General features: G+C 61.9%; 23 protein-coding genes. 12 read left to right on the forward strand and 11 right to left on the reverse strand.

The window, feature by feature from the left end:
• Positions 1-77 precede the first annotated feature (77 nt).
• Positions 78-671, reverse strand: a complete 594-nt coding sequence (locus FQ746_RS07070) for a nitroreductase family protein (protein ID WP_144108223.1) — start codon at positions 669-671, stop codon at positions 78-80.
• A gap of 11 nt (positions 672-682) precedes the next feature.
• The gene (locus tag FQ746_RS07075; protein ID WP_144108224.1) at positions 683-1,087 is read right to left on the reverse strand and encodes a hypothetical protein; all 405 of its coding nucleotides are present in this window, start codon (positions 1,085-1,087) and stop codon (positions 683-685) included.
• A 59-nt stretch (positions 1,088-1,146) separates the two neighbouring features.
• Here FQ746_RS07075 and efeU point away from each other — a divergent pair, with 59 nt between their 5' ends.
• The 5 genes from efeU to FQ746_RS07100 all read left to right on the forward strand — a co-directional run bounded on the left by efeU (position 1,147) and on the right by FQ746_RS07100 (position 6,347).
• A complete protein-coding gene (efeU, locus tag FQ746_RS07080; RefSeq protein ID WP_144108225.1) occupies positions 1,147-1,986 on the forward strand; it encodes an iron uptake transporter permease EfeU in 840 nt (279 codons plus the stop codon).
• Positions 1,987-1,989: 3 nt separating this feature from the next.
• Positions 1,990-3,246: an iron uptake system protein EfeO gene (efeO, locus tag FQ746_RS07085; RefSeq protein ID WP_144108226.1), complete on the forward strand. Its 1,257-nt coding sequence runs from the start codon at positions 1,990-1,992 to the stop codon at positions 3,244-3,246.
• A gap of 18 nt (positions 3,247-3,264) precedes the next feature.
• Positions 3,265-4,617, forward strand: coding sequence for an iron uptake transporter deferrochelatase/peroxidase subunit (efeB, locus tag FQ746_RS07090; protein WP_144108227.1), 1,353 nt, complete (start codon positions 3,265-3,267; stop codon positions 4,615-4,617).
• Positions 4,618-4,655: 38 nt separating this feature from the next.
• On the forward strand, positions 4,656-5,483 hold the full coding sequence (gene efeO / locus FQ746_RS07095) for an iron uptake system protein EfeO (RefSeq protein ID WP_144108228.1): 828 nt from the start codon (positions 4,656-4,658) through the stop codon (positions 5,481-5,483).
• Between the two features lie 183 nt (positions 5,484-5,666).
• Positions 5,667-6,347: an MgtC/SapB family protein gene (locus FQ746_RS07100; RefSeq protein ID WP_144108229.1), complete on the forward strand. Its 681-nt coding sequence runs from the start codon at positions 5,667-5,669 to the stop codon at positions 6,345-6,347.
• Between the two features lie 48 nt (positions 6,348-6,395).
• Here the strand turns inward: FQ746_RS07100 and FQ746_RS07105 are convergent, their stop codons facing one another.
• The 5 genes from FQ746_RS07105 to FQ746_RS07125 all read right to left on the reverse strand — a co-directional run bounded on the left by FQ746_RS07105 (position 6,396) and on the right by FQ746_RS07125 (position 11,165).
• Positions 6,396-6,647 carry a hypothetical protein gene (locus tag FQ746_RS07105; protein ID WP_260853925.1) on the reverse strand — a complete coding sequence of 84 codons (252 nt, stop codon included), beginning with the start codon at positions 6,645-6,647 and terminating at the stop codon, positions 6,396-6,398.
• Positions 6,648-6,686: 39 nt separating this feature from the next.
• On the reverse strand, positions 6,687-7,670 hold the full coding sequence (locus FQ746_RS07110; protein WP_144108230.1) for a BadF/BadG/BcrA/BcrD ATPase family protein: 984 nt from the start codon (positions 7,668-7,670) through the stop codon (positions 6,687-6,689).
• Entirely contained in the window at positions 7,667-8,809 is a 1,143-nt protein-coding gene (locus FQ746_RS07115; protein WP_144108231.1) for a Gfo/Idh/MocA family protein, read from the reverse strand. Before FQ746_RS07115 ends, FQ746_RS07110 begins: the two co-directional genes overlap by 4 nt.
• Positions 8,806-10,020, reverse strand: a complete 1,215-nt coding sequence (locus tag FQ746_RS07120) for an MFS transporter (RefSeq protein ID WP_222105857.1) — start codon at positions 10,018-10,020, stop codon at positions 8,806-8,808. The genes FQ746_RS07115 and FQ746_RS07120 overlap by 4 nt, the downstream gene beginning before the upstream one ends.
• A gap of 164 nt (positions 10,021-10,184) precedes the next feature.
• On the reverse strand, positions 10,185-11,165 hold the full coding sequence (locus tag FQ746_RS07125) for a LacI family DNA-binding transcriptional regulator (RefSeq protein WP_144108233.1): 981 nt from the start codon (positions 11,163-11,165) through the stop codon (positions 10,185-10,187).
• A gap of 255 nt (positions 11,166-11,420) precedes the next feature.
• Here FQ746_RS07125 and FQ746_RS07130 point away from each other — a divergent pair, with 255 nt between their 5' ends.
• From FQ746_RS07130 to FQ746_RS07160, 7 genes are all read left to right on the forward strand, one after another.
• The gene (locus FQ746_RS07130; RefSeq protein WP_144108234.1) at positions 11,421-12,413 is read left to right on the forward strand and encodes a TRAP transporter substrate-binding protein; all 993 of its coding nucleotides are present in this window, start codon (positions 11,421-11,423) and stop codon (positions 12,411-12,413) included.
• A 50-nt stretch (positions 12,414-12,463) separates the two neighbouring features.
• Positions 12,464-13,042 carry a TRAP transporter small permease subunit gene (locus FQ746_RS07135; RefSeq protein ID WP_144108235.1) on the forward strand — a complete coding sequence of 193 codons (579 nt, stop codon included), beginning with the start codon at positions 12,464-12,466 and terminating at the stop codon, positions 13,040-13,042.
• A 33-nt stretch (positions 13,043-13,075) separates the two neighbouring features.
• Positions 13,076-14,380 (forward strand): TRAP transporter large permease, encoded by a 1,305-nt coding sequence (locus tag FQ746_RS07140; RefSeq protein ID WP_144108236.1) that lies wholly within the window; start codon positions 13,076-13,078, stop codon positions 14,378-14,380.
• 49 nt (positions 14,381-14,429) lie between these two features.
• Entirely contained in the window at positions 14,430-16,550 is a 2,121-nt protein-coding gene (locus tag FQ746_RS07145; protein ID WP_186310663.1) for a hydantoinase/oxoprolinase family protein, read from the forward strand.
• Positions 16,547-18,223, forward strand: coding sequence for a hydantoinase B/oxoprolinase family protein (locus FQ746_RS07150; protein WP_144108238.1), 1,677 nt, complete (start codon positions 16,547-16,549; stop codon positions 18,221-18,223). Before FQ746_RS07145 ends, FQ746_RS07150 begins: the two co-directional genes overlap by 4 nt.
• 33 nt (positions 18,224-18,256) lie before the next feature.
• The gene (locus FQ746_RS07155; RefSeq protein ID WP_144108239.1) at positions 18,257-19,144 is read left to right on the forward strand and encodes an alpha/beta fold hydrolase; all 888 of its coding nucleotides are present in this window, start codon (positions 18,257-18,259) and stop codon (positions 19,142-19,144) included.
• Positions 19,145-19,222: 78 nt separating this feature from the next.
• Positions 19,223-20,188, forward strand: a complete 966-nt coding sequence (locus FQ746_RS07160) for a LysR substrate-binding domain-containing protein (protein ID WP_144108240.1) — start codon at positions 19,223-19,225, stop codon at positions 20,186-20,188.
• Here the strand turns inward: FQ746_RS07160 and FQ746_RS07165 are convergent.
• Genes FQ746_RS07165 through FQ746_RS07180 form a run of 4 tightly spaced genes read right to left on the reverse strand, consistent with a single transcriptional unit; the run spans position 20,166 to position 22,821 of the window.
• Positions 20,166-21,008 carry a hydroxypyruvate isomerase family protein gene (locus FQ746_RS07165; RefSeq protein ID WP_144108241.1) on the reverse strand — a complete coding sequence of 281 codons (843 nt, stop codon included), beginning with the start codon at positions 21,006-21,008 and terminating at the stop codon, positions 20,166-20,168. The two genes, FQ746_RS07160 and FQ746_RS07165, sit on opposite strands and share 23 nt — an antisense overlap.
• Positions 21,005-21,418, reverse strand: coding sequence for a RidA family protein (locus FQ746_RS07170; RefSeq protein ID WP_144108242.1), 414 nt, complete (start codon positions 21,416-21,418; stop codon positions 21,005-21,007). Before FQ746_RS07170 ends, FQ746_RS07165 begins: the two co-directional genes overlap by 4 nt.
• A gap of 33 nt (positions 21,419-21,451) precedes the next feature.
• Complete coding sequence (locus FQ746_RS07175; protein ID WP_144108243.1) at positions 21,452-22,156, reverse strand: molybdate ABC transporter substrate-binding protein; 705 nt, start codon at positions 22,154-22,156, stop codon at positions 21,452-21,454.
• Positions 22,153-22,821, reverse strand: coding sequence for an arylsulfatase (locus tag FQ746_RS07180; RefSeq protein WP_144108244.1), 669 nt, complete (start codon positions 22,819-22,821; stop codon positions 22,153-22,155). Before FQ746_RS07180 ends, FQ746_RS07175 begins: the two co-directional genes overlap by 4 nt.
• Between the last annotated feature and the right edge of the window lie 268 nt (positions 22,822-23,089).

Below are 23,089 nucleotides of genomic sequence, written 5' to 3' on the forward strand. Positions count from 1 at the left end.
AGCTTGCAAGTTGGACTGTTCGGATAGCGGCTGGCCCGATGCGACTGCACAAGGCCAGGCGGGCTGGAACTGGAGGCTTAGCCCGCTGTCTGCCAGCCGCCGAATTGCGCGATGGTCTCGAGCGGCAGGCGCGCGCGCGGTCCCTGTTCGCGTTCGAGCAGCGCGGCCGGCAACGTTTGCTGGTCGCCGTGATACGCGATGGAAATCACGCTCAGCACCTTGAAGCGTTCGGGAATCGCGAACTCGGCACGAAACGCGTCGGCGTCGATCCCGCTCATGGTGTGCGCAGCGAGCCCTTCGGCGTGCGCCTGCAGCAGCAGCGCCATGGCGGCGGCGCCCGCGTCGTGCGCGGCGTTCGCGTTCGGTTCGCCCTTGGCGTTCAGCGTGTCGGTGAGCACGGCGACCAGCACCTGGGCATTGGTATTCCAGCCCTGGTTGAACGGCGCCAGCGTGCCGAAGGCGCGTGCGAAGGCGGCGGCGTCGCCGGACTTCTCGAACACGACGAAACGCCAGGGCTGGGCGTTGAACGCCGACGGCGCCCAGCGCGCGGCTTCGAGAATGTTGACCACCTTGGCGTGGTCGATGGGCCTGTCGGCGTAAGCGCGCGTGCTCCATCGTCCGGCGATCAGCGGATGGATGTCGAGGTCGGTGGTGGCAGGACGGTGTGTCATGAATCTCTTCTTCAATGTTGAAGGCTGCGCTTCGCCGGAAAAGCGCAGCCGGACAATCGGGTTAGCGGTCCCGGACGGACGCGGGCACCATCACGGTCACGTCGATTTCGACCAGCATGTCGTTCGCGCGAGGTCGAATACGTGACAATGTCGCCGAGCGTCGCGCCGAGTTCGGTCACGGCGACGCCGATGTTATGCGAGATCTGCGCTATCTGCACGGCGTTGCCACTTCCGCCGGCACCGGTGCAGGGCTCACCGTTGCGGGCGAGACCGCCTGACGGAAAACACGCCGCGCTCGCGCCAACTACCACAAAACCCGCAAAAACTAAACGTTGGTAATGAGAATTACTTGCAATAAGAAATGCGACGGTGTACATTTCAGCGTTCACGTGCTTGTCACAAATTTTGTATCTCATCGCGGCTCGTCCGCGGCTGCGTTCCTGACGCGGTATTTCACTCCGTTACCCCAATCAACATGCTCGTCCCGTTTCTTATCATGCTTCGAGAAGGTATCGAGGCAGCATTGATCGTTGGCATTGTCGCGGGTTATCTCAATCAGACGGGGCGGGCGCGCTGGATGCCCATGGTGTGGATCGGCATTCTGCTGGCCGCCGCGCTCTCGCTGTTCGTCGGTGCCGCGCTGCAGTTCATCAGCGCCGAATTCCCTCAGAAGGCGCAGGAGTTCTTCGAGGCGGTGGTCGGCGGCATTGCCGTCTGCGTGCTGACTTCGATGGTGTTCTGGATGCGCAAGGTGTCGCGCTCCATCGCTACCGAACTGCGCAATTCCGTCGACTCCGCCCTCGCTTCGTCGCGCCGTCAGGGTTATGCGCTGGTCGGCATGATCTTCTTCGCGGTCGCGCGCGAAGGGCTCGAATCGGTGTTCTTCCTGCTGGCCACGTTCCAGCAGAGCGAGAGCGCCGCGGCCCCCGTCGGCGCGCTGCTCGGCCTCATCTGCGCGTGCATCATCGGCTATGCAATCTATGCGGGCGGCGTGCGTCTGAATCTCAAGCGCTTCTTCCGCTGGACCGGCGTGTTCATCCTGGTGGTGGCCGCAGGCATTCTCGCGGGCTCCGTGCGCGCCTTGCACGAGGCCGGCGTGTGGAACTACCTGCAAGGCGTCGTGTTCGACGCGAGTCCGATCCTGCCGGCCGACAGCGCGCTCGGCACGGTGTTCGCGGGCATCTTCGGCTATGAAGACGCGCCGACCCAAAGCGAAGTGCTGGCGTACGTGGTGTTCCTCGTCGTCAGCCTCTACGGTTTCCTGCGGCCGATGGCGAAGCTGCCGGTCCAGCAGGCCAGTCATACCAAGACGTAAAACATGAGCGAATCCAGCAAGACTCCCGGCCATCGTCCCGATGCCGACACCGCGGCGCGCGCACAGGCTGCGCCCGCCCCCAGCAAGACCACGTGGCTGCTGCTCATCGTCGCCATCGTGCTGGTGATCGCCGGCCTCGTCGCGTTCTACGTGGCGACGCGCTTTGCGCGTGAAGCGCATCAGGCGAACCAGAACGAAGCGGGCGTCGTGACCGTGAAAGTCGGCGCCCACGAGTGCACCCCGAACGAATTGACCGTCCCGGCCGGCCTCTCGACGTTCCGCATCGTCAACACATCGGATCGCGCGGTCGAATGGGAAATTCTCGACGGCGTAATGGTTATCGAGGAACGCGAGAACATCGCGCCCGCATTCGCACAAACCTTGACCGCGCAACTCGCGCCGGGCGACTACGACATCACCTGCGGCCTGCTGAGCAATCCGCGCGGCAAGCTGCACGTCACGCCGACCGCGCAGTCGGATCAGGCGAGCAAGGCGGCGCCTTCCATGACCGACTTCGTCGGCCCGTTGTCGGAATACCGCGTGTACGTGACGCTGCAATCCATGTCGCTGGTGAGTGCCGTGCAGGCGCTGAACCAGGCGATCGCCGGCAACGACGTCGCGGCGGCAAAGACGGCGTATGCGGACGCGCATCACATCTACATGCACCTGGCACCGATCGCCGATCTGTTCAGCGATCTCGACAAGCGTCTCGACGCACCGGCCGACTTCTACGACAAGCGTGAGAAAGACCCGGGTTTCACGGGCTTCCATCGCGTGCAATACGGTTTGTTCGGCGCGGGCGCGCCGGTATCGCTCGCGACGCTCGCCGCGCCCGCGCAGCAGTTGGCCAAAGACGCCGACGCGCTGAAGAAGCGCATGGACGACCTGTCGATCGAGCCGAAGCAACTGTCGGTCGCGACCGCGCGCCGTGTCGAACTGATTGCCACCGCGCTCACGGCGAGCAACGAAGAAGCGCATGCGTCGATGAGCCCGGGCAATGTCGCGCCGGCTCTCGAAGGCGTGAGCGAGATCGTCGGTCTGCTCAAGCCGTTGCTGACGCAAAGCAACGCAGCGTTGGGCACGACGCTCGGCAGCGATCTCGATGCGGCGCTGGCGCAGGCAAAGAGCGTGTCCGCTGCGGCAGGCGACGACGCAACCTTTGCGAGCCTCGACGCCGGCCAGCGCGAACAACTCGCAAAGAAACTCACCACCTTGGCCGCCGACCTGCGCCGGATCAATCCGGCCCTCGGCCTGAACTGATCCAGAAATAGACGAACCATGTCCAAGTCAGACCACGACAACCAGAACGCGGCGACGGCAGCCGTTACCGCAACGGCCGGCGCGCCGTCGCCGGGCCGCAGAAGACTGCTGACCGGCATCGGCGCCGGCGCCGGCGTGCTGGCCACGCAATGGGCGCGTGCCGCCGATACCGGCAACACCGGCCATCAGGTCACCGATGCGCCGAAGGCGCGGCCCGACCAGTCGCAAAGTTACCCGTTCTTCGGCGTGCGCCAGCAGGGCATTACGACACCGCGGCCGGCCTCCGGCATGGTGGTCGCATTCGATGTGCTCAGCACCGACCGCGCCGACCTCGAGCGCCTGTTCCGCACGCTGACCGAACGCATCGCGTTCCTGACGCAAGGCGGCAAGGCGCCCGAAGTCGATCCGAAGTTTCCGCCGCCCGACTCCGGCATTCTCGGACCGGTCATCGCGCCAGACGGCTTGACGGTGACGGTCGCCGTGGGCTCGAGCCTGTTCGACGATCGCTTTGGACTCGCGCCGCACAAGCCGGCGCGGCTCTCACGCATGCCGGGCTTTCCGAACGATGCGTTGAACCAGCAGTTGTGTCACGGCGACCTGTTGCTGCAGTTCTGCGCGCACACGCCCGACACGAACATTCACGCGTTGCGCGATATCGTCAAGAACACCCCGGACCTGCTCGAGTTGCGCTGGAAGCAGGAAGGCACGGTGCCGCCGACACCCGCGCAGACCCGCGGCGAGACGAAGAGCGCACGCAATCTGCTGGGCTTTCACGATGGCTCGGCGAACCCCGACGTCAACGACAGCGCGTTGATGGAGCGGATCGTCTGGGTGCAGCCGGCGGGCGCCAGTGCCGGCAGCGACGGCGCCGCGCCCGAACCCGCATGGACCGCGAACGGCAGCTACCAGGCGGTGCGCATCATCCGCAATTTCGTCGAACGCTGGGACCGCACGCCGTTGCAGGAGCAGGAGTCGATCATCGGCCGCCGCAAGTCGACCGGTGCGCCGTTCGACGGCCACAAGGAGAGCGACGTACCGGATTACGCACGCGATCCGAAGGGCGACGTCACGCCGCTCGACGCGCATATCCGCCTCGCCAACGACCGTAGCAAAGGGGCCGCCGCGCATCTGCTGCTGCGCCGTCCGTTCAATTATTCGAACGGGATTGCGTCGAATGGACAACTCGAAATGGGCCTGCTGTTCATCGCATTCCAGGCCGATCTCGACAAGGGTTTCATCGCGGTTCAGACCAGGCTGAATGGGGAACCGCTGGAGGAGTATCTGAAGCCGATCGGCGGCGGCTACTTCTTCGTATTGCCGGGCGCTGCCAGCCGCTCCGATTACCTCGGGCGCGGATTGCTGAGTGCCTGAAGCCGACTGACGCGATTACATCGATCTAGGGGAAATTCATGAAACACAAACGCATTTTGATGGCTGCCTTGTTGCTCACGAGCCTCGCGAGCGGACTGCCGATGGCCAATGCCGCCGTTGCGCCGCTCGATCTGGTGAAGCCGGTGTCCGACTACAAGATTTACGTTTCGGTCGAGACGCAACAACTGGTCGACGGCACGCGGGCGTTCGTTGCCGCGATCAAGGCCGGCGATCTGGCGAAAGCGAAAGCGCTCTATGCGCCCACGCGCGTGCACTACGAATCGATCGAACCGATCGCCGAACTGTTCAGCGACCTCGACAACTCCGTCGACTCGCGCGCCGACGATCACGAGAAGAAAGAAGCCGACCCGTCGTTCACGGGCTTTCACCGTATCGAATACGGTCTGTATTCGCAGAACAGCACGGCCAACCTCGCGCCGCTGGCCGACAAGCTGATGAAGGACGTGCTCGATCTGCAAACGCGTATTCAAGGCCTCGTGTTCCCGCCGTCGAAGGTGGTGGGCGGCGCGGCTGCGTTGATGGAAGAAGTGGCCGCGACGAAGATTTCGGGCGAGGAAGATCGCTATAGCCACACCGACCTGTGGGACTTCCAGGGCAACGTGGACGGCGCGAAGAAAATCGTCACGCTGTTCGAACCGTTGATCCAGAAACAGGACGCCGTGTTCGCGAAGAAGATCGACACCAACTTCGCGACGGTCGATGCGATTCTCGCCAAGTACAAGACGGCCAACGGCTACGAGACCTACGACAAGCTCAGCGCGGCGGATCGCAAGGCGCTCGTCGGGCCGGTGCAGACGCTGGCCGAAGATCTGTCGCGACTGCGCGGCATGCTCGGCTTGAAGTAAGCGCAAGCCAGCCGGCTTCGGAAGAGCGAAGGGCGGTCGACGTGGGCAGAGGTTGTCCAGGTCGACCGCCCTTCGTCTTTCGTGACCGACGGTGATTCGTTACACTCGTCCTCTTTGTCGGACATCGGGGCATCGGGCCATGTAGCACGCAACGCGCTCGATGCCGTGCAAACGGAGGCACGTATGGCGAGCGAGTGGGAACTGGTCGGACGGCTGGTGATATCGGCCGCGTTGGGCAGCGTCATCGGTATTGAGCGCGAGCGGTTGTCGTGGGCCGCGGGTTTGCGCACGCACATGCTGGTGTGTGTCGGCTCGACGTTGATCATGATCGTGTCGGCCTACGGGTTCAGCGAGGTGTTGCGCGAAGGCGTGGTGCTCGATCCTTCGCGGATGGCGGCGCAGGTGGTCTCCGGTATCGGCTTTCTCGGCGCGGGTGCGATTCTCGCGCGCGGCGAGGTGATACGGGGTCTCACGACGGCGGCGAGCGTATGGGCGGTGGCCGGTGTCGGCCTCGCGGTCGGCGGCGGTCTGTACACGGCGGCTATCGCCGCGACCGTCGTCATGCTGATCATTCTGGCCGGCATCAAGCCGCTGGAGAAGCGCTTCATCGGCAATCGCCAGCGGCGCGAACTGACGGTTTACACCAACAGGAATGCGCTGTCGCTCGCCACGCTGCACGAGGAACTCGGCTCGGGCACCGCACGCGTCAAACAGTTCGTGATGCAGCAGAAAGACGACGACGTGGATGAAATCGGCATCACGCTGTCGCGCGTGACGCCGGTGCAGTTCGAAGCCATCTGCAAACGGCTGCGCGCGGTGCCGGGCGTGCATGAAGTCAGGGAGGGCGATGGCGACGCGGGGTGAGGCGGCCGGGCCGCGCTCGAATCCGTCGTTACGACATGCCGGAACCTCTCACGCAGGCAATTGACCTTTCCTGCGCAACACGCCGACCACTTCGTCGATACTCGCGTTTTTCAGCAGACGACCGCCGGCAAGTTGCCGCTCGGCGTTGAGTGCGTCGATGCTTCTCTGCATCGCGGAAGCCTTCGCCGAAATATAGACGGCCATACCGTAGCCGAAGCGTTCGATCAGATCGTTACAGAGAAAAGTTTGCATGGTCGCGGCGGCGAAATCGCTTTCGGTTTGCGTGGTATTGAGAATCATTCGCATTATACACAAACAGGCTCCGGCGTCGACTCTTCATTAACGGGCCGGCTTCGAGCGACCATGCATGGCGTTCCAGGTTTGCCGCTGCTTCAATTCAGCGCCCCGCGTCCGGTACGCCAGCGACAGCGCCCCATGTGCCGACGACGCCCGCGCGCTGACGAGTCGGCCGCCAAGCCGATCCCCCAGATAAGCCGCGAGACAGGACGCCAAGCCGCCGCTCAACGCAACGGGTAACTCGTGTGTGGGATCGAGCGTATCCACCATCGAAAGCACGTCGTCGATTGCCGTGCCGATCAACTCGCGCGAAAGCAGATGCCGGTCGTGCGTGAACACGGTCGGTGCGAGCCGCGCGTAGTCCGATGCAGCGGCGCTTGCTAGCCAACGCATCAACGTCGATCGATACCGCTGCGCGAGTTCGGCGGGACACGGCTGCGAACCGTCGATGCCGACGAGAGCGAACAGGTCACGCGCAAGCGCATCGAAGCCGCTGCGTCCATCCACGACTTTCTGCATATGCCCGACAGCGTGTAACCCGAACCACGCGCCGCTCGCTTCGTCGCCGGCGGGAAAACCGAAGCCGCCGACCACGCGTGTCGAACCATCGGCATACAGCGCTTCGCCCACGCTGCCCGTACCGGTTGCAATGCAGATACCCGGTTCGCCGCCATGCGCGCCCAGCAACGACGTGTACGAGTCCGTCTCGACGACGATCCCCAGCGTGACCGGTGCGCAAGCGATGAACTCGCGTCGCCACTGCTCGTTGTGCGCGCCCGCGATCCCTATACCCACCGTGACCGAGTCCCATGCAAAGGGCTCGCCGATTCGTACGAACGCGGCGACGCACGCCGCTTCGATCGTGCGCCATGCGGCTTCGACTCCTCGCGACAATGCGGCCGGTCCACCCTGCGCCTCGGCAATCACCTGCATCCCGTCGCCCAGTACGACACGTGTACCAGTGCCGCCGCCATCGACGCCGATGCAACGTACCGGCGCGCCGGATTCAAGACGCTCGCGGTTCATCGATGCGCTTCTTCGGGCATGAAGCGCTCCACCGGTTCGAGATACTGCATCATCCCCGTTCGCATGGATTCGTCGGCCGCGAGCACCACGCGCAAGCTGTCTACGACTGAATTCCAGTGCTCGTAGTCCGGTTCGCCGCTGTGAATCCGCGCGAGAAAGTGTCGCTGTTCGAGCGCACACAAGCCGTCGTGGTCCGGTTCGTCTTCGCACGAAAGTTCGCGGTCTGCTTCGACAAGCCGTCCTTCTGCATCGAGTTCGCCGCAGTGAACCAGCAGACGCTGCGTCTCGGTATGCGCGGCGATGTCAGCGGACCTTCCGCGCGCGACGCCGTCCGCGACGATCGACACCGACCCGCGCGGACCCATCACGTCTTTTACGAAGAACGCGGTTTCGCTGATCATCGGACCCCAGCCGGCTTCATACCAGCCAATCGAACCGTCGGAGAAGCACACTTGCAACTGGCCGTAATTGAGCGTGCCCGGCGCCAGGTCAGATGCCAATGCCGCGCCGATAGCCGAGACGCGCACCGGCGTCGCGCCGGTCATCTGGCACATCACGTCGATGTAATGCACGCCGCAGTCGACCACCGGCGAGAGGGTGTCGAGAATCGCCCGATGCTTCTGCCAGGCGAGCCCCGAGCTTTGCTGATTCAGATTCATCCGCATGACGAGCGGTTTGCCGAGCCTTTGTGCCTCGGCAATGAACCGCTGCCATGACGGATGTTGCCGCAACACATAGCCCACCATCAATTGACGATTGGCAGCGAGGGCCGCCGCAATTAAGCGTCGCGTGCCTTCTACCGTGGTCGCCAGCGGTTTCTCGACGAATACGTGGCAGCCTGCCTCGAGCGCCCGCAATGCGAAAGCCTCGTGCGTGTCGGGATAACTCGCAATGCACACGACGTCGGGACGCAATTCACGCAGCGCGGTTTCGTAGTCGTCGAATAACGGAACCGGTTTGGCGAGGCGCGCATTCAGATCGACTTTGCTTCGACCCCGCGCCACGAGACCGCACAACACATAACCGTCGATGGCGTCGTAAGCGAGCGCATGCGACGCGCCCATGTTGCCGCACCCAACCACCAGCGTGCGCAGCGGTGTTGTCGTTGGAATGGATAAAACTGTAGAAGCCGGACTCATGGATTGACCTCCGACGGCGAGCCATGGCCGGCCTGTTGTCGCTGTGAGCGAAAATTGAAGAAGAAATAGAAGCCGATAGCGACGATGGCCGAACCGGCTGCCGGATAGATCCAGAAGCGCTGCCATTGCAGCAGCGACGCCTGCTGACCGACGACGTTATCGACGACATGCGCAAACATCCATCCCGACACCTGCGCGCCGATCAACATGCCGATGCCGTACGTGAACAGCACCGTCAGACTCTGCGCCTGACCTTTGATGCGGGCGCCCGCCACCATGTCGGTGTAGATGAACGCCACCACGAAGAAAAAGTCGTAGCAGATGCCGTGCATCAACACACCGGCATACACCAGCCACGCGAATCCCGGTTGCGCCGCCAACGCAAAAAACGCATACCGTACGACCCATCCGATCATGCTGAGCAACAGCATGCCCTTCATGCCGATGTGCCGATAAAACCAGGGAATCAGCAGCATGAAGACGATTTCGACGACCTGGCCGAGCGACATGACCGAGCCGACGTCGCGGAATCCGACTGCGCCGACGAAGGGCGCGGCGAACGCATAGAAGGTGGCGAGCGGGATCGAAATCAGCATCGCGCAGACGATGAAGACCAGGAAGTGCCGCTCCCGCAATAGCGCCAAGGCGTCCGCGCAAACCAGGTCGCGCAATGCGAGCGGCTTGCCGGCGGCCGGCGGCGGGGTGGCCGGCAGCGAGAAGCTATACAGGCCGAGTAGCAACGAAGCGATAGCGGCCACATGAAACACCAGCGGACTGGCGGACCAGCCGGCGGTGCCGACTAGCACACCCGCAGCGATCCATCCCAGCGAGCCGAATACGCGCACGACGGGGAAGCGCGATTGCCCATCGGCGAGGTGATGGAACGCCACGTTGTTGGAGAGCGCGAGGGTCGGCATGTAGCACAACAGGTAGGCGAGCAACGCCCCGAGGAACCAGCCGCGCGCTTCCACATGCAGGAGACCGGGCAGCGTCCAGAGCAGAGCGGCGCCGACCAGATGCAGCACGCCGAGCACGCGATGCGACGAAAAGAACCGGTCGACCAGCATGCCCATCAGGAACGACGCGAGAATCGAAGCAATGGGCCCGGTCGAATACGCATCGCCAATCGCACCGGATAAGCCCGCCTGAGACATCACTAACCCGAGCGTCGCGTACCACGCGCCCCACACGAAGAACTGCATGAACATCATGAAAGCTAGTCGGGGAACCACTAGCGGATATCTGCTTGGCATCCTTGCCTCTCAGTTGTAAATGTAACGCGTTACACGAGTACCAAAATGGAGTGTAACGCGTTACATAATTCGATCAAAATTGTTTGCGATCGTGGTTTACGCTAGTGCAGGAACAGGGGATTTCAGGCGGAACCGCGACGGATCAATTCCCACGGCAGGATGACGCCGCCGTCGTGCCGTTCCTCGCCGACGATCTGATCGACCAATAGACGGGCGCAGTTCGAGCCCAGGTCGAACATGGGCTGACGCACGGTGGTAAGCATGGGCGAGGTGATCTCCGCGTAGGGCAGATCGTCGAATCCGACTATTGCGAGATCGCCCGGGACGTGGCGACCGGCGCGCGTCGCGGCGTTAAGTGCGCCGCATGCCAGCACGTCGGAGATGGCAAACACCGCATCGCAGGATTCGCCTCGTGCATGCATTGCCGCATAGGCCTTCGAGCCTTCGGCAAACTCCGTCACGCTGTCCGCATGCTCGACCTTACTGAACGACAAACCTGCCGCGGCGAGTCCATCGCGATAGCCGCGTTCACGTTCGCGCGCATACATGTACTCGCCCTTCGCACCGATCAGGCCGATTCGCGTGCGGCCGGATGCCACCAGATGAGCCACGACGGCAAGCGCCGCAGCATGGTTATCGATCGACACATACGGCGCGACACCGGGCTCGAATTCACCGCACTGGACCCATGGGCGGTCGCCGATCTGTTCTTTGAGCGCGGCGGTTCGCGTAGTCGCGTCCATCGTGATGACGCCATCCACCACCTTGCCGCGCAGCAGTTCGAGATAGGCTTTTTCGCGCTCGGGATTCGATTCGGAATTGCACAACAGGATGTGATAGCCGCGCCGCTCGGCTTCGTGCTCGATGCCGCGAACTGTCAGCGCGCAGAACGGGTTGGCGATGCTGGAAACAAGCACCAGCAGCATGCCTGTTTGCGCATTCCTCAACTTCTGACCGAGCAGGTTGGGATGAAACCCTTCCTGCTGCACCACGCGCATCACCTTTTCATAGGTCTCCGGTTTCACCGGCCCGGTGCCGTTGATGACTCGCGAAACCGTTGCAGTGGACACTCCCGCGATACGGGCCACCTGGCGAATATTCATACAGCGTGTGTTCCGCTTGAAGTGGGGGTTTCGAACTGCCGTGCAGTGCACGGGACCGCGCCGCGAACGAGCGCGCGCGGCGCGACAATCATACAACGCCGCCCGGTGAGTCCGGCTCACCCGTTGAATTTCATTCAACACATCATTTCTTTTTTCAACTGGCAGCGCTTTACCCCTCTAACTAATCTGACTGCGGATCAGGAACAGGCGCATGACACACGCCGCCATCGCATTCATTTTCGTTAAGGGATCGACATGAACGGACTCAAAAAACTCGGTGCACTGCTGGCGTTGACCGGTGCGTTGACGATGCAAACCTCCGCGTTCGCAGTGGACTGGGATTTCGCCACCGCCAACGCACCGGGTAATTACCAGACGAAGCTGGACGAGAAGTTTGCCGCCGGTGTCGCCGCGGCCACCAACAACGAAGTGAAGATCAATATTCACGCGGGCGGCCAACTCGGTTTCAAAGGCCCGGAAATGCTCGGCGTGATTCGCGATGGACTCGTGCCCATCGGCTCGTTCCAGTTCGCGCAGCAAGTGGGCATCTCGCCGATTCTGGGCGGCTCGTCGGTCCCGTATCTGGTGTCGGGTTTCGACGAGATGAAGACCTTCCGCACCATCTCGAGGCCCTACTACGACGCCGAATTCAGGAAGTTCAACCAGAAGCTGCTGTTCACGATTCCGTGGCCCGGCCAGAACGTGTTTTCAAAAGTCGAACTGTCGAATGCGGACACCTTCGGCACGATGAAGATCCGCACGACCGACCGCAACGGCAGCGACTTTTTCCGCAGCCTCGGCGCATCGCCCGCGCAAATCCCTTGGGGAGAAGTGGTGCCCGCGCTGTCGACCGGCGTGATCAACAGCGTGTCGACGTCGACTTCGTCAGCGGTCGACGGTCAGTTCTGGGACTTCCAGAAGGTCTGCAACGTCGTCAACTGGCAGTCGAACTTCGAAGGCGTGTCGGTCAATCTCGACGCGTGGAACAAGCTCAGCCCGAAAAACCAGAAGGCGATCGAAGAACTCGCGGCGCGACTCGAGCCCGTGTTCTGGGACGCGGCGAAAGCGGAAGACGGCAAGAACTTCGAGACGCTCAAGGCGAAGGGCATGGAAATCTATACGCCGCCCGCCAATGTTCGCGGTGCAATGGCGGCCAAAGCCAAGCCGACGTGGACGGCATTCGAAGACTCGGTGCCCGCGGCCAGGCCGCTACTCAAGAGTTATCTGAGCGCAGTCGGCAAGCAGTGAACCGTCACGTCTTTCCTGTCAAACCCACGGACGTAGGGAGGGAAAAGCCAATGGAACATATCGACACCGTCGCACCCGTCGCGAGCTCGAAGGGACGCGCGTTCGTGAAGAAAACGCTGAACGCCATCGATCTGCTGGCGAGGCTGGACGGCTGGCTCGGCGCCCTTTGCCTGTTGCTGCTCTGCCTGCTGATGATCGCCGGCATCGTGGTGCGCACGCTGTCGGCCGTGGTGAGCTGGTTACCCAGGGACATTCCGATCGCGTGGGAGTACAGCTCGTATCTGATGGCGGTGACCTTTACGTTCGGCGCCGCGCTGACACTGCGTGCCGGCGGTCACATTCGCGTCAGGGTGTTGCTGTCCAACGCGTCGCCGGCGGTGCTCAAGCTGCTGGAGGGCCTGTCGGCGGCGGCGGGCTTCGCCTTCGCGACGTTCTTCTCGATCGCCATGACGCATTTCTCCTGGCAGTCGTTCGTGACCGATGAACGCTCGTTGGCCAGCAGCACGCCGTTGTGGATACCCAAAGCGTTCGTTGCATTCGGCGCGTTGCTGCTGGCGTTGCAACTGCTCGCGCGTCTCGGCCAGTTGTTGCTGGACGAGCCCGTCGAAGACAAGAACATGATCCGGTGAACGCCGCCAGGCGAACCCGCAGAGGTAAGTGAAATGGCAACCATATTGACGACGATGGCGGCGCTGCTGTTCGGTGGCCTCTCTATTGGTATCTGGGTCGGACTGACACTGGCGATCACCGGTTCGCTCGCCCTGTTTATCTTCCGTTCCATTCCGGTCGACCGGCTGATCGCGCAATACGCGTGGAACGTGATGACGACGCAGGAGCTACTCGCGCTGCCGTTGTTCATCGTGATGGGCGAGATACTTTTCCGCACGCGTATTTCGACCTCGCTCTTCAAGGGACTCGCGCCGTGGGCGAGCCTGTTACCCGGCAAGCTGCTGCATTCGAACGTGATCGGCTGTTCGATTTTTGCCGCGATTTCGGGCTCGTCCGCGGCGACCACGCAGATCGTGGGCCGCGTCACGCTTGCCGAACTGAACCGCCGTCACTACGACAAGCGGATCTCGATGGGCAGTCTCGCGGGCGCGGGTACGCTCGGCTTTCTCGTGCCGCCGTCCAACATCATGATTGTGTATGGGGTGCTCGCGCAGGTATCGGTCCTGAAGCTGTTCGCGGCCGGCCTGGTGCCGGCCATCCTGCTCGCGTCGTGCTTCATGGCGTGGATCATGATTCACACGACCTGGAACAAAAGCCTCGTACCGGAAGAGGAAAGCTTCGCCAATCTGACATGGCGTGAGCGCTGGGCTTCGTTGAAACATCTGGCGCCGGTCACGATGCTGATCGTCGCGGTGCTCGGCAGCATGTATGGCGGTCTCGTCACGCCCTCCGAAGCCGCGGCGGCCGGCGTGGTGTGTGCGCTCGCAATCGCGACGTTCCAGCGCGACCTGAGTCTCGCGAAGCTGAAGGAAGTCGGGCTCGGTGCGGTCAAGACCTGTTCGATGATCGCGCTGATCATTCTGGGCGCCTCCATTCTCGGCAGCGCGTCCGCGTTTCTGGGCGTGGGGCAGGCGGCCGCCGCCTTCGTGCAGGAACTGCATCTGTCGCCCTTCGCTTTGCTGTTCGTGCTGTTTCTCGGCTACATCCTGCTCGGTTCGTTTCTCGAAGGTTTCTCGATCATCGTCATTACGCTGCCTATCGTACTGCCGATGGTGCTGGCCGCCGGCTTCAACGCCATCTGGTTCGGCATCTTTCTGGTGATCGCCGTCGAGATCGTTCAGGTGCATCCGCCCATCGGCTTCAATCTCTTCGTGATTCAGGGCATTACCGGCGAAAAGCTCGCGGTAATTACGAAGGCCACGCTGCCGTACCTCGTGCTGCTCATTCTGTTCGGCATCGCATTGATCGCGTTTCCGCAGATTGCGCTCTGGTTGCCTACGCATCTCGGCCTGAAATGAATGCGTGAGGTCTGTGCCTGGGTTTGGCACATTAACAATGGAAAAAACAATGACGTCCAGGTTTGCTATATCCGTCGATATCGGCGGAACGTTTACCGACTTCGTCCTGCTGGACAGCGAGAAGAAGCGTGTCACGACCGCCAAGGTTCTGAGTACCCCGCAGCGTTCGGAAGAAGCGATCTTTACCGGCTTCGAGCATCTGCGTGATGCGGCTGGATTGAACCTGTCCGATTGCGATGTCTTTCTGCATGCGACGACGGTGATTACCAATGCGGTCATCGAGCGCAAGGGGCACGATTTCATTCTGCTTCATACCGAAGGGTTCGGGACGACGCTGGAAACGGGCCGTGAGCACCGCTACAACGTGTCGACGCTGAGGCTCGCGTTTCCGAAACCGCTAACCCGTCACGGGCTGAAAATCCCGGTGCGCGAGCGCATTGCGTACACGGGTGACGTCGTGCAGCGACCGGACAAGACCGAACTCATCGCCGAGGTTCGCCGTCTGGTGGAAGAAACCGGCGTGAAGAATTTTGCGCTGTGCTTCCTGCATGCTTTCCAGAATCCGGCGAACGAACAACTCGTGGAAGGCTGGCTTCTGGAAGCTTTCCCGGACGCGGTCGTCTCGACTTCCAGTGCGCTCGCTCCCCGTTCTGGCGAATACGAGCGCTGGATGACCTGTGCGGTGAACGCGTTCACCAAGCCTCTACTGAGTCAGTACGTGAGCCGGCTGGAACAGGGCGCCAACGAAGCGGGCTTTACCGGCCGGCTTCTGATGATGACGTCGTCGGGCCTGCCGCTCCCCATCGGCCACTGCGTACGCGCACCGGTTCGCCTGATCGAGTCCGGTCCCGCCGCAGGCGTGCTGGCCGCGCGAGAAATCGCCGCGCGCAATGCGCTGCGCGACGGCCATGCCGACGACCTGGACGAGACGGTACTCGCCTACGACATGGGCGGCACCACCGCAAAGGGCGCGTTCCTGATTGCCGGCAAGGTCGATGTGCAAGCGGGTCTGGAAGTGGCCCGCGAAGGCGCATTCGAAGCGGGTAGCGGTTTTCCGCTGATGATCCCGGCACTCGATCTGATCGAAATCGGCGCGGGCGGCGGCAGCATCGCGGAGATCGACGAGCGCGGCGCGATTGCCGTCGGGCCGCGAAGCGCCGGCGCGGTGCCCGGTCCCGCCTGTTATGCGCGCGGCGGCACGCAGGCGACGGTGACCGACGCCAATCTTTTCCTGGGCTTTCTCGGCGAGCAGAACTTCCGCAATAGCGGAATCGCCGCAACGAAAGTCGAAGCGAAGCAGGCGATTCAGCGGAATATCGCCGAGCAGCTGGATATCTCCGTGGAGCGCGCCGCGGTCGGCATTCACCGCACGATCAACGAGAACGTCGCGCGTGCGTTCCGCGTGCATGCCGCGGAACTCGGCGTCGACTATCGGCGCGCGACGCTGGTTTGCACGGGCGGTTCGTCCCCGGTTCACGCTTTGCCGATTGCACGACTTCTGTCGATTCGACGCGTGATCTTTCCGTTTGCCGCAGGCGTGGCGTCGGCCATGGGACAGTTTGCGAGCAGCGAGGGCATCGTCCTGCAGCAAACGCGCAAGATGAGCCTCGCCGACGTGAGCGACGAAGTGATCGCAAGAGAAGTCGCGCAACTCGTGCAAGCCGAACCGTACGCGAGCCAACTGGTGAGCGGCGGCGCGCGGAGCATCGTGAAACTCGGAATGCGCTACGAGGGGCAGGACTCGGAAGTGACGGTGGAAATATCCGGGGATGATGGCCATTACCTGAACGCCGCCGACATTCGCAGCCAGTTCCTCGCCGCCTATGAAGACATTTTCGGCTTGAACTTTCCCGACTATGGCATCGAGATCAGTACGTGGATTGTCGAGGTCTCGTTGCCCGAGCATCTCAAGTCGGTGCGCGAGTACACCTACGACGCGCTGACGCCCGACGCGAAGCTGGAAAAGGAGTCGCGGTCCTGCTTCATCAGCAATGGCGAAACCGAAGTCTGGACTTCCGTGCCCGTGTTCAACCGCTACGCGTTGCCGGTCGGCTGGCAGTGCGCCGGCCCGGCGCTCGTCGAAGAAAACGACACCACTATCTATATTCCGGCCTTTGCAGAAGCGCGTATCGCTTCGACGCTGGATCTCATTGCGGAGCTCAAGTCGTGAATTCTCCAGTCAGCATGGACCCGGTGGACGCCGGGATTATCTGGTCGCGCTTCGTTTCCGTCGCCGACGAAATGGTGTCGGCCATGGAGCGCACCGCCTTTTCGACGATGGTGCGAGCGAGCGGCGATTTTTCCTGCATGCTCTTCGACGCACGCGGCAAGCTGATCGCACAAGGCGCGACGAGCGTGCCGTCGTTCACGGGCACCGGGCCGAGTACGCTCGCCCATATTCTCAAAGTGTTCGACCCTGCCGGATTGGGCGACGGCGACATTATCGTCACCAACGACCCATGGATCGGCACGGGTCATACATTCGACATCAACGTCGTCAAGCCGGTGTTTTACGAAGGCCGCATTGCCGGTTATTGCCTGACGGTTTCGCATCTCGCGGATGTCGGTGGTGTCGGCATGGGCTCGGTCGCGAAAGACGTGTACGAAGAAGGCTTCTCGCTGCCACCCGTCAAGCTGTTCGAAGCCGGCGTCGAGAACCGCTTCGTATTCGACTTCATCAGGAACAATGTTCGCACCGTAGATTACGTGCTGGGCGACATCTATTGCAATGTGGCCGCGTGCAATGTCGGCGCTCAGGGGCTCGTGAAGATTCTCGCCGAGCACGAGTTGTCCACGACGACCGACGCGGCCGATGCGATCTTCGCGCTCACCCGCAAGTCGATCAATGCGAAGCTGCAGTCGATGCCCAAAGGCACTTATCGAGCCACGATACCCGTGGAAGGCGGCAAGGACTTTCCCGACATTTCTCTCTCCGTCACGGTCACGTTGAGCGAAAGCGGCTTCGCTTACGACTTCGCCGGCACGGACCCAGTGGTCGCGCGGGGCGTCAATGTGCCGATCTGCTATACGCGGGCGTTCTGCTATTTCTGCACGAAGGTGCTGGTCGCGCCGAACATTCCGAATAACCAGGCCATTCTGGACTTCGTCGCGATCGAAGCGCCCGACAACTGCATTCTGAATGCGCTCAGACCGAACCCGACCGGCGCGCGGCACGTGTTCGGCCATTTCGTCGGCCCGCTGATTTTCAATGCGCTGGCCGATGCTTTTCCGAACGACGTACAGGCCGACTCGGGCATGGTGTTCCAGATGAACCTGCGCGGACAGACCCGCGCGGGAAAGCACTATTCGTCGATCTACTTTTCGGCCGGCGGCTACGGTGCGCTCGCAGGCTATGACGGAAGGCCGGCCTTGCCCGCGCCGGCCAATATCATCGGCGGGTCGATCGAGTTCTGGGAGCAGCAGATCGGCTGCACGTTCCTGCAAAAAGAGATTTTGCAAGACTCGGGTGGCCCCGGTGAGTTTCAGGGCGGCAATGGCCAGATCTTCGCGATCAGGAACGACACGGGTCACGCACTCGAGGCGTCTTTCATGGCGTCGCGCACCAAAATTGCGGCGAAGGGTTTTGCGGGCGCTCGCGCCGGCGCGCACCGGTTTATTTTTGTCGACGGCGTGGAAACCGATCCTAAAGCGCGGGTACTGATTCCCGACGGCGGTGTCGTGGAGATTCGCGATGCGGGCGGCGGCGGCTATGGCGACCCGGCACGCCGGCCGCTGCAAAGCATCGAAGCGGATCTCGAAGCCGGCCTGATCAGTCCGCAGTTCGTCGCGGATCATTATCCGCGTCAATCCGGCGAACTCACGCAACGCGCCCGGAGGCCGTAAGATGATTCCACTTTTTCCACCGAGGAAACGGACATGGCAGGCACGATAGATCTTGGCGGCAAGCCGTTCGAGCGGCGCTTCGTTCGCAGCGGAGATATCCGCTTTCATCTCGTCGATGGCGGCGTCGGCCCGACGGTAGTTCTGATTGCGGGCTTTCCGCAGACTGCTTATGCATGGCGCCGCGTCCAGCCGCTGCTGGCGGGTTCCTACCGCACCATCGCCATCGATCTGCCGGGCCAGGGCTACTCGGACAAACCGATGAGCGGTTACGACACGGAAACCGCGGCCGCCCGCATTCACGATCTGCTACGGACGTTGGGTGTCGGGCGGCACTTCTACGTCGGGCACGACATCGGCTCGTGGATCGCCTATCCGTACGCGCATCGGTATGCGGCGGATCTCGACGGCGTCGTCTTTATCGACGGCAATATTCCGGGCATTACGCTCAAACCCGAAGTGTCGGTCACGGCGCCTTCGAACTGGAAGAGCTGGCATTTTCTCTTCAACGCGGTGGACGATCTGCCGGAAGCGCTGATTGCCGGACGAGAGCGCATTCTGATCGAATGGTTCTTCAACAAGAAGACCGCTAACGCCATGACGACTTTCGATCCGGCCGATATCGACGAGTATGTGAAGGCCTACGCGTCGCTCGGCGGCCTGCGCGGCATGCTCGGCTATTACCGTGCCGTGGAAGAAGATATGCGGCAGAACCAGCAACGCTTCGCCAGTCGCATCACGACGCCGGTGCTGGCGCTGGGCGGCGACGTAGGCAGCGCGCCGACCATTCATGAGTTGATGAAGCCGCTTTGCGAGAATCTTCGCGGCGGCGTGATCGAAGATTGCGGGCATTACATTCCCGAAGAGCATCCGCAGAAACTGGCGGCCGAACTCATGACTTTCTTCGAAGCCTGCCTGGCTTGACGGCAATCGGCGCGCGCTTTTCTTCTTGGCAGGCAAATGCTTTATGCTTGCCGACATCGAGTTGCGACGAGAGCGTAAATGAGGACCGGTCCGAAAAAGAAGGAGACGGAGGACGAAGTCGAGTCGACTTCGGACACGCGCCGCGCGCGCTTTCCTCCGCTCAAATCGCTCATTGCTTTCGAAGCGGCGACGCGGCATGGCAGCTTCACGCAAGGCGCGGACGAGATCGGTATTACCACGTCCGCGGTAAGTCATCACATCCAGCAACTCGAAGAGTTTCTCGGCGTGCCGCTGTTTCAACGGCACGCCGGACGCGCGGTGCCTACGGTCGCGGGCCGGACTTACGCAGTCGAAGTGAAGAAGGCATTCGACCTGATTGCGAACGCAACCAGCCTGATTGCGCCGCAGTCATGGGGCGGTCATCTTTCGATCGCGGTACCCAACAGCTTTTCGGTGAAGTGGCTGCAACCGCGTTTGCAGACCTTTCTGAAGGCCAATCCGCTGTTCCGGGTGCGGCTTGCCACGCTTCATACGCATGAACTCGACGCGAATCGCTACGACATCGCAATTGCGCACGGCCCCCAGACACCCGGTCTCAAGCTGGCCGAGCCACTGCTGGTCGAGCGTCTCAGGCCGCTGTGCAGTCCGCAACTCGCGCGCGAACTGCGCCTGAAAAGCCCGAAGGATCTGGCGAAAGCGACCCTCATTCATTCGAACAATCCGTTGAGTTGGGTCGAGTACTTTCGTCGCATCGGCAATTTCGTCGTGAAGCCCGCGCACGATTTGTGGCTCGACCGTTCCGCCATGGCGATCGAAGCCGCGGTAGAAGGGCTGGGCGTGGTGCTCGAAAGCGAGATTCTGGCCGAGCAGGAGTTGCGCGATGGCCGCCTGATCGAGCCTTTTCCCGACCCGGCATGTTGTGTCGAGAACATCTCGTACTATCTGCTGCGCTCGTCGAGTCTGCGCAATTCCGCGGAAGCCGATGTCTTCGAAAAGTGGCTGCGCACCGAACTCGAACTGGCTAATCTTCGAACGATTTTCTGAATTCGCGTCGCCAGTGCAGACCGGCGGTGGTGGTGGATTCGGGCCGGTATTCGCAGCCGATCCAGCCTGGGTAATCGGCGCGTGCAATGGCGCGTGCAATGGCGGCCCAGGGCAACGTGCCGGTGCCGGGTTCATGTCGACCCGGTACATCTGCGACCTGAATATGCGCGATGTCGGCGCGGTGCCTGGCAAACGCGTCCAGCGGATTCACGCCGCTCATGCCTGCGTGATAGAAATCAAAAAGCAGTTTGACATTGCGTTTCGGTATTTCGCGTATGAAGGTACTCGCGTGGTCGAGACTCGAAAGAAAGTAGCCCGGTGCGTCCTGCTGATTCAGGCACTCCAGTACGAAAGTCACGTTGCAATTTGCGGCCCGCTCAGCGGCCCAAACCAGATTCGCGCGAAAAACGTCTTCCGCTTCCGACTGCGAGCAACCCGCCGGCATTCTGCCGGCCATCAGATGAATCAAGCGGCAGTTCAATGCGCTTGCATAGTCGAGCGCGCGGTGGACGCCACTGCGGAAGGTCTCGGTATAGCCCGGAATGCACGCATATCCGTTGACGCCCAGCGTGCCCGCATCGCCTGCGGGCGTGTTGATCAACACCTGCTGAAGGTTCCATTTCTGCAACGCACGTTGCAACACCGCGGGATCGTATTCATAAGGCGAAGCGTATTCGACGGCAGTAAAGCCGCTCGATGCAGCGGCTTCGAATCGATCGGGAAACGAAAGCTCGGTGAATAGCCATTTGAGATTCGCGGCAAATCGAATCTCGCCGCGACGGGGACCGTGCGAACTTTTCGACCCGGTCGCAGCAGTCATTTCAATCCCACGATCATTTCGATTTCGACGGCGGCGCCATGCGGCAGTTGCTGCACGCCGATTGCGCTGCGCGCGTGTTTGCCGCGCTCGCCGAGCGTGTCGATCAGCACGCGCGAAGCGCCGTCTATTACCGCACCCTGTCCCGTGAATTCGGCTTCCGATGCGACAAAGCCGGTTATCTTGACGATCTGCGCAATCCGGTCGAGTCCGGACAGCGCGAGCGATAGCGCATCGAGACAGGCTTTCGCGGACAACGCGGCCGCGTGCTGTGCCTCTTCCACGGATATTTCGCCGCCGACCTTGCCGCGATATTTGAGTACACCATCTTCACGCGGCAGTTGGCCGCTCACGAAAGCGAGATCGCCGAATACGGTGACGGGCGTAATGAGTTGACTGGGTGTCTGCTGCATGGTGTTTCCTGTTCCATGTCGATTAGGCGAGGCTCACAGAACGGTCAGCTCGAGCCGTTCATAAGCATCGCGTGCGGAGTCGCTGAACAACGACTCCAGTAATTGCGCACCGTGAATAGCTTGTGCACGCCCGGAAAACATCGCGACGTGGAAATCCGTATAGAACTGCACGTCGTCCGGGAGCGGTCCGACGATCTTTATGCCGGCGATCATGGCCAGTTCGCTCATCTGCTGAATGGCGATGTCTGCGTCGCCGCGCAGAATGCACTCGCCGGTAAAGCCTTTTTCGACGATCGTCGCGCGTCGGTTGACCCGATCCGCAATACCGAGCTTGTCGAGCAGCGACGCAAAGTACACACCGCTCGCGCCGGTTTTCGAATAGGCGACGGACTTGGCGGACAGCAGAAGTTCACGCAGATCGTCGATGGTTTTCAACGCTGGGCGGCCCGCTGAGGCATCCGCGTTCAAAATCGTCGCCACGCCCACACCCGTTCTAACCAGCGCACGCGCCGTCGACGCAACCACCGTTTGCTCTTGAGCGAGTTGATTCACATAAGCTCGTGTCGCGATGAGCAGGTCGGCTCGTTCGCCATGCGACACGCGTTGTTGCAACACATTCGTGGGATCGAAAACACATTGCACGTCGATGCCGGTGCGCGCCACGAACCTGGGAACAATCGTGTCGACCAGCGCCGCTTTAACTGCGAGCGTGCTCATCAGCGAAACACGACGGCTCATTGGGCTGATTCCAGACGGCGCTTCAAATCCGCCACCGCGCTGCGCGGTGCGGAAAACACCGGGCAACTCGCGACGCGCTTCACCGCGTCGAGTGCCTGAGCGGTGGAGAAATGGGCCAGCATGATGGCGTCATACCCGTGCAGGCTCGCAGCTTTCTCCGCAACGAGCCGGTTGTGCGTGTCCGTGTCGCCGGCCCGCAAGCGGTCGATGGCTTCGTCCACCACGAACGTGGCCAGCGTTGCGTCCGGGTTCACGCGCGACACCTCCTCGAAGAACTCCGTCACCATGGTCGGCAACGCGGGCGCAAACGTTGCAATCATCGCGATGTTCCTGCCTTGCAGGAGCGCGTCGCGAAACATCGCGGTATTCGGCTTGCACACCGGCACCGGCAGCGCGGCGTCGGCGGCCTCGATTGCGGGGCCGAACGCGGAACACGTCGCCAGCACGGCATCCGCACCGCTCTCGTAACCGTAGCGCACGAGATTCACGAAACGTGTTTGCAACGCTGCGCTCAGGTCTTTGCTGGTGCCCCGCGCCGAAGTCAAGCCGTCGTCCAGCAGATTGGTCAAGCGCGCCTGCGGCCAGTCGAGCGTGAAGGCGTCGTGAATCGGCGCCATGGCGACAGGTGTGGCGTGCAACAGCACGATAGAAAGGTCTTGTTTCATGAGATGTCGATTCGCTGCTGGTCGGCTGTCAGGGCGACACCCGCAACGGTCCAAAGCGTATCGACCGGCGCAGCATCGCTCCAACGCAAAGAATTCAACACCGGTTGAGTGAGAGTCACGAGCAGGCGCGGCCACCCGCTATAAATTTCCGCTTTGCGCGGTGCGCTATGATCGGCATGGCCGCAAGAAGCACGACACGAACGACACGCAAAATGCGAAAGACTTTCTAAAGCCGCCTTTGCCGCGTGCCGTAAACATTTCATGGGCA

This window comes from Paraburkholderia sp. BCC1886 (assembly GCF_900996245.1).
Lineage (GTDB): Bacteria > Pseudomonadota > Gammaproteobacteria > Burkholderiales > Burkholderiaceae > Paraburkholderia.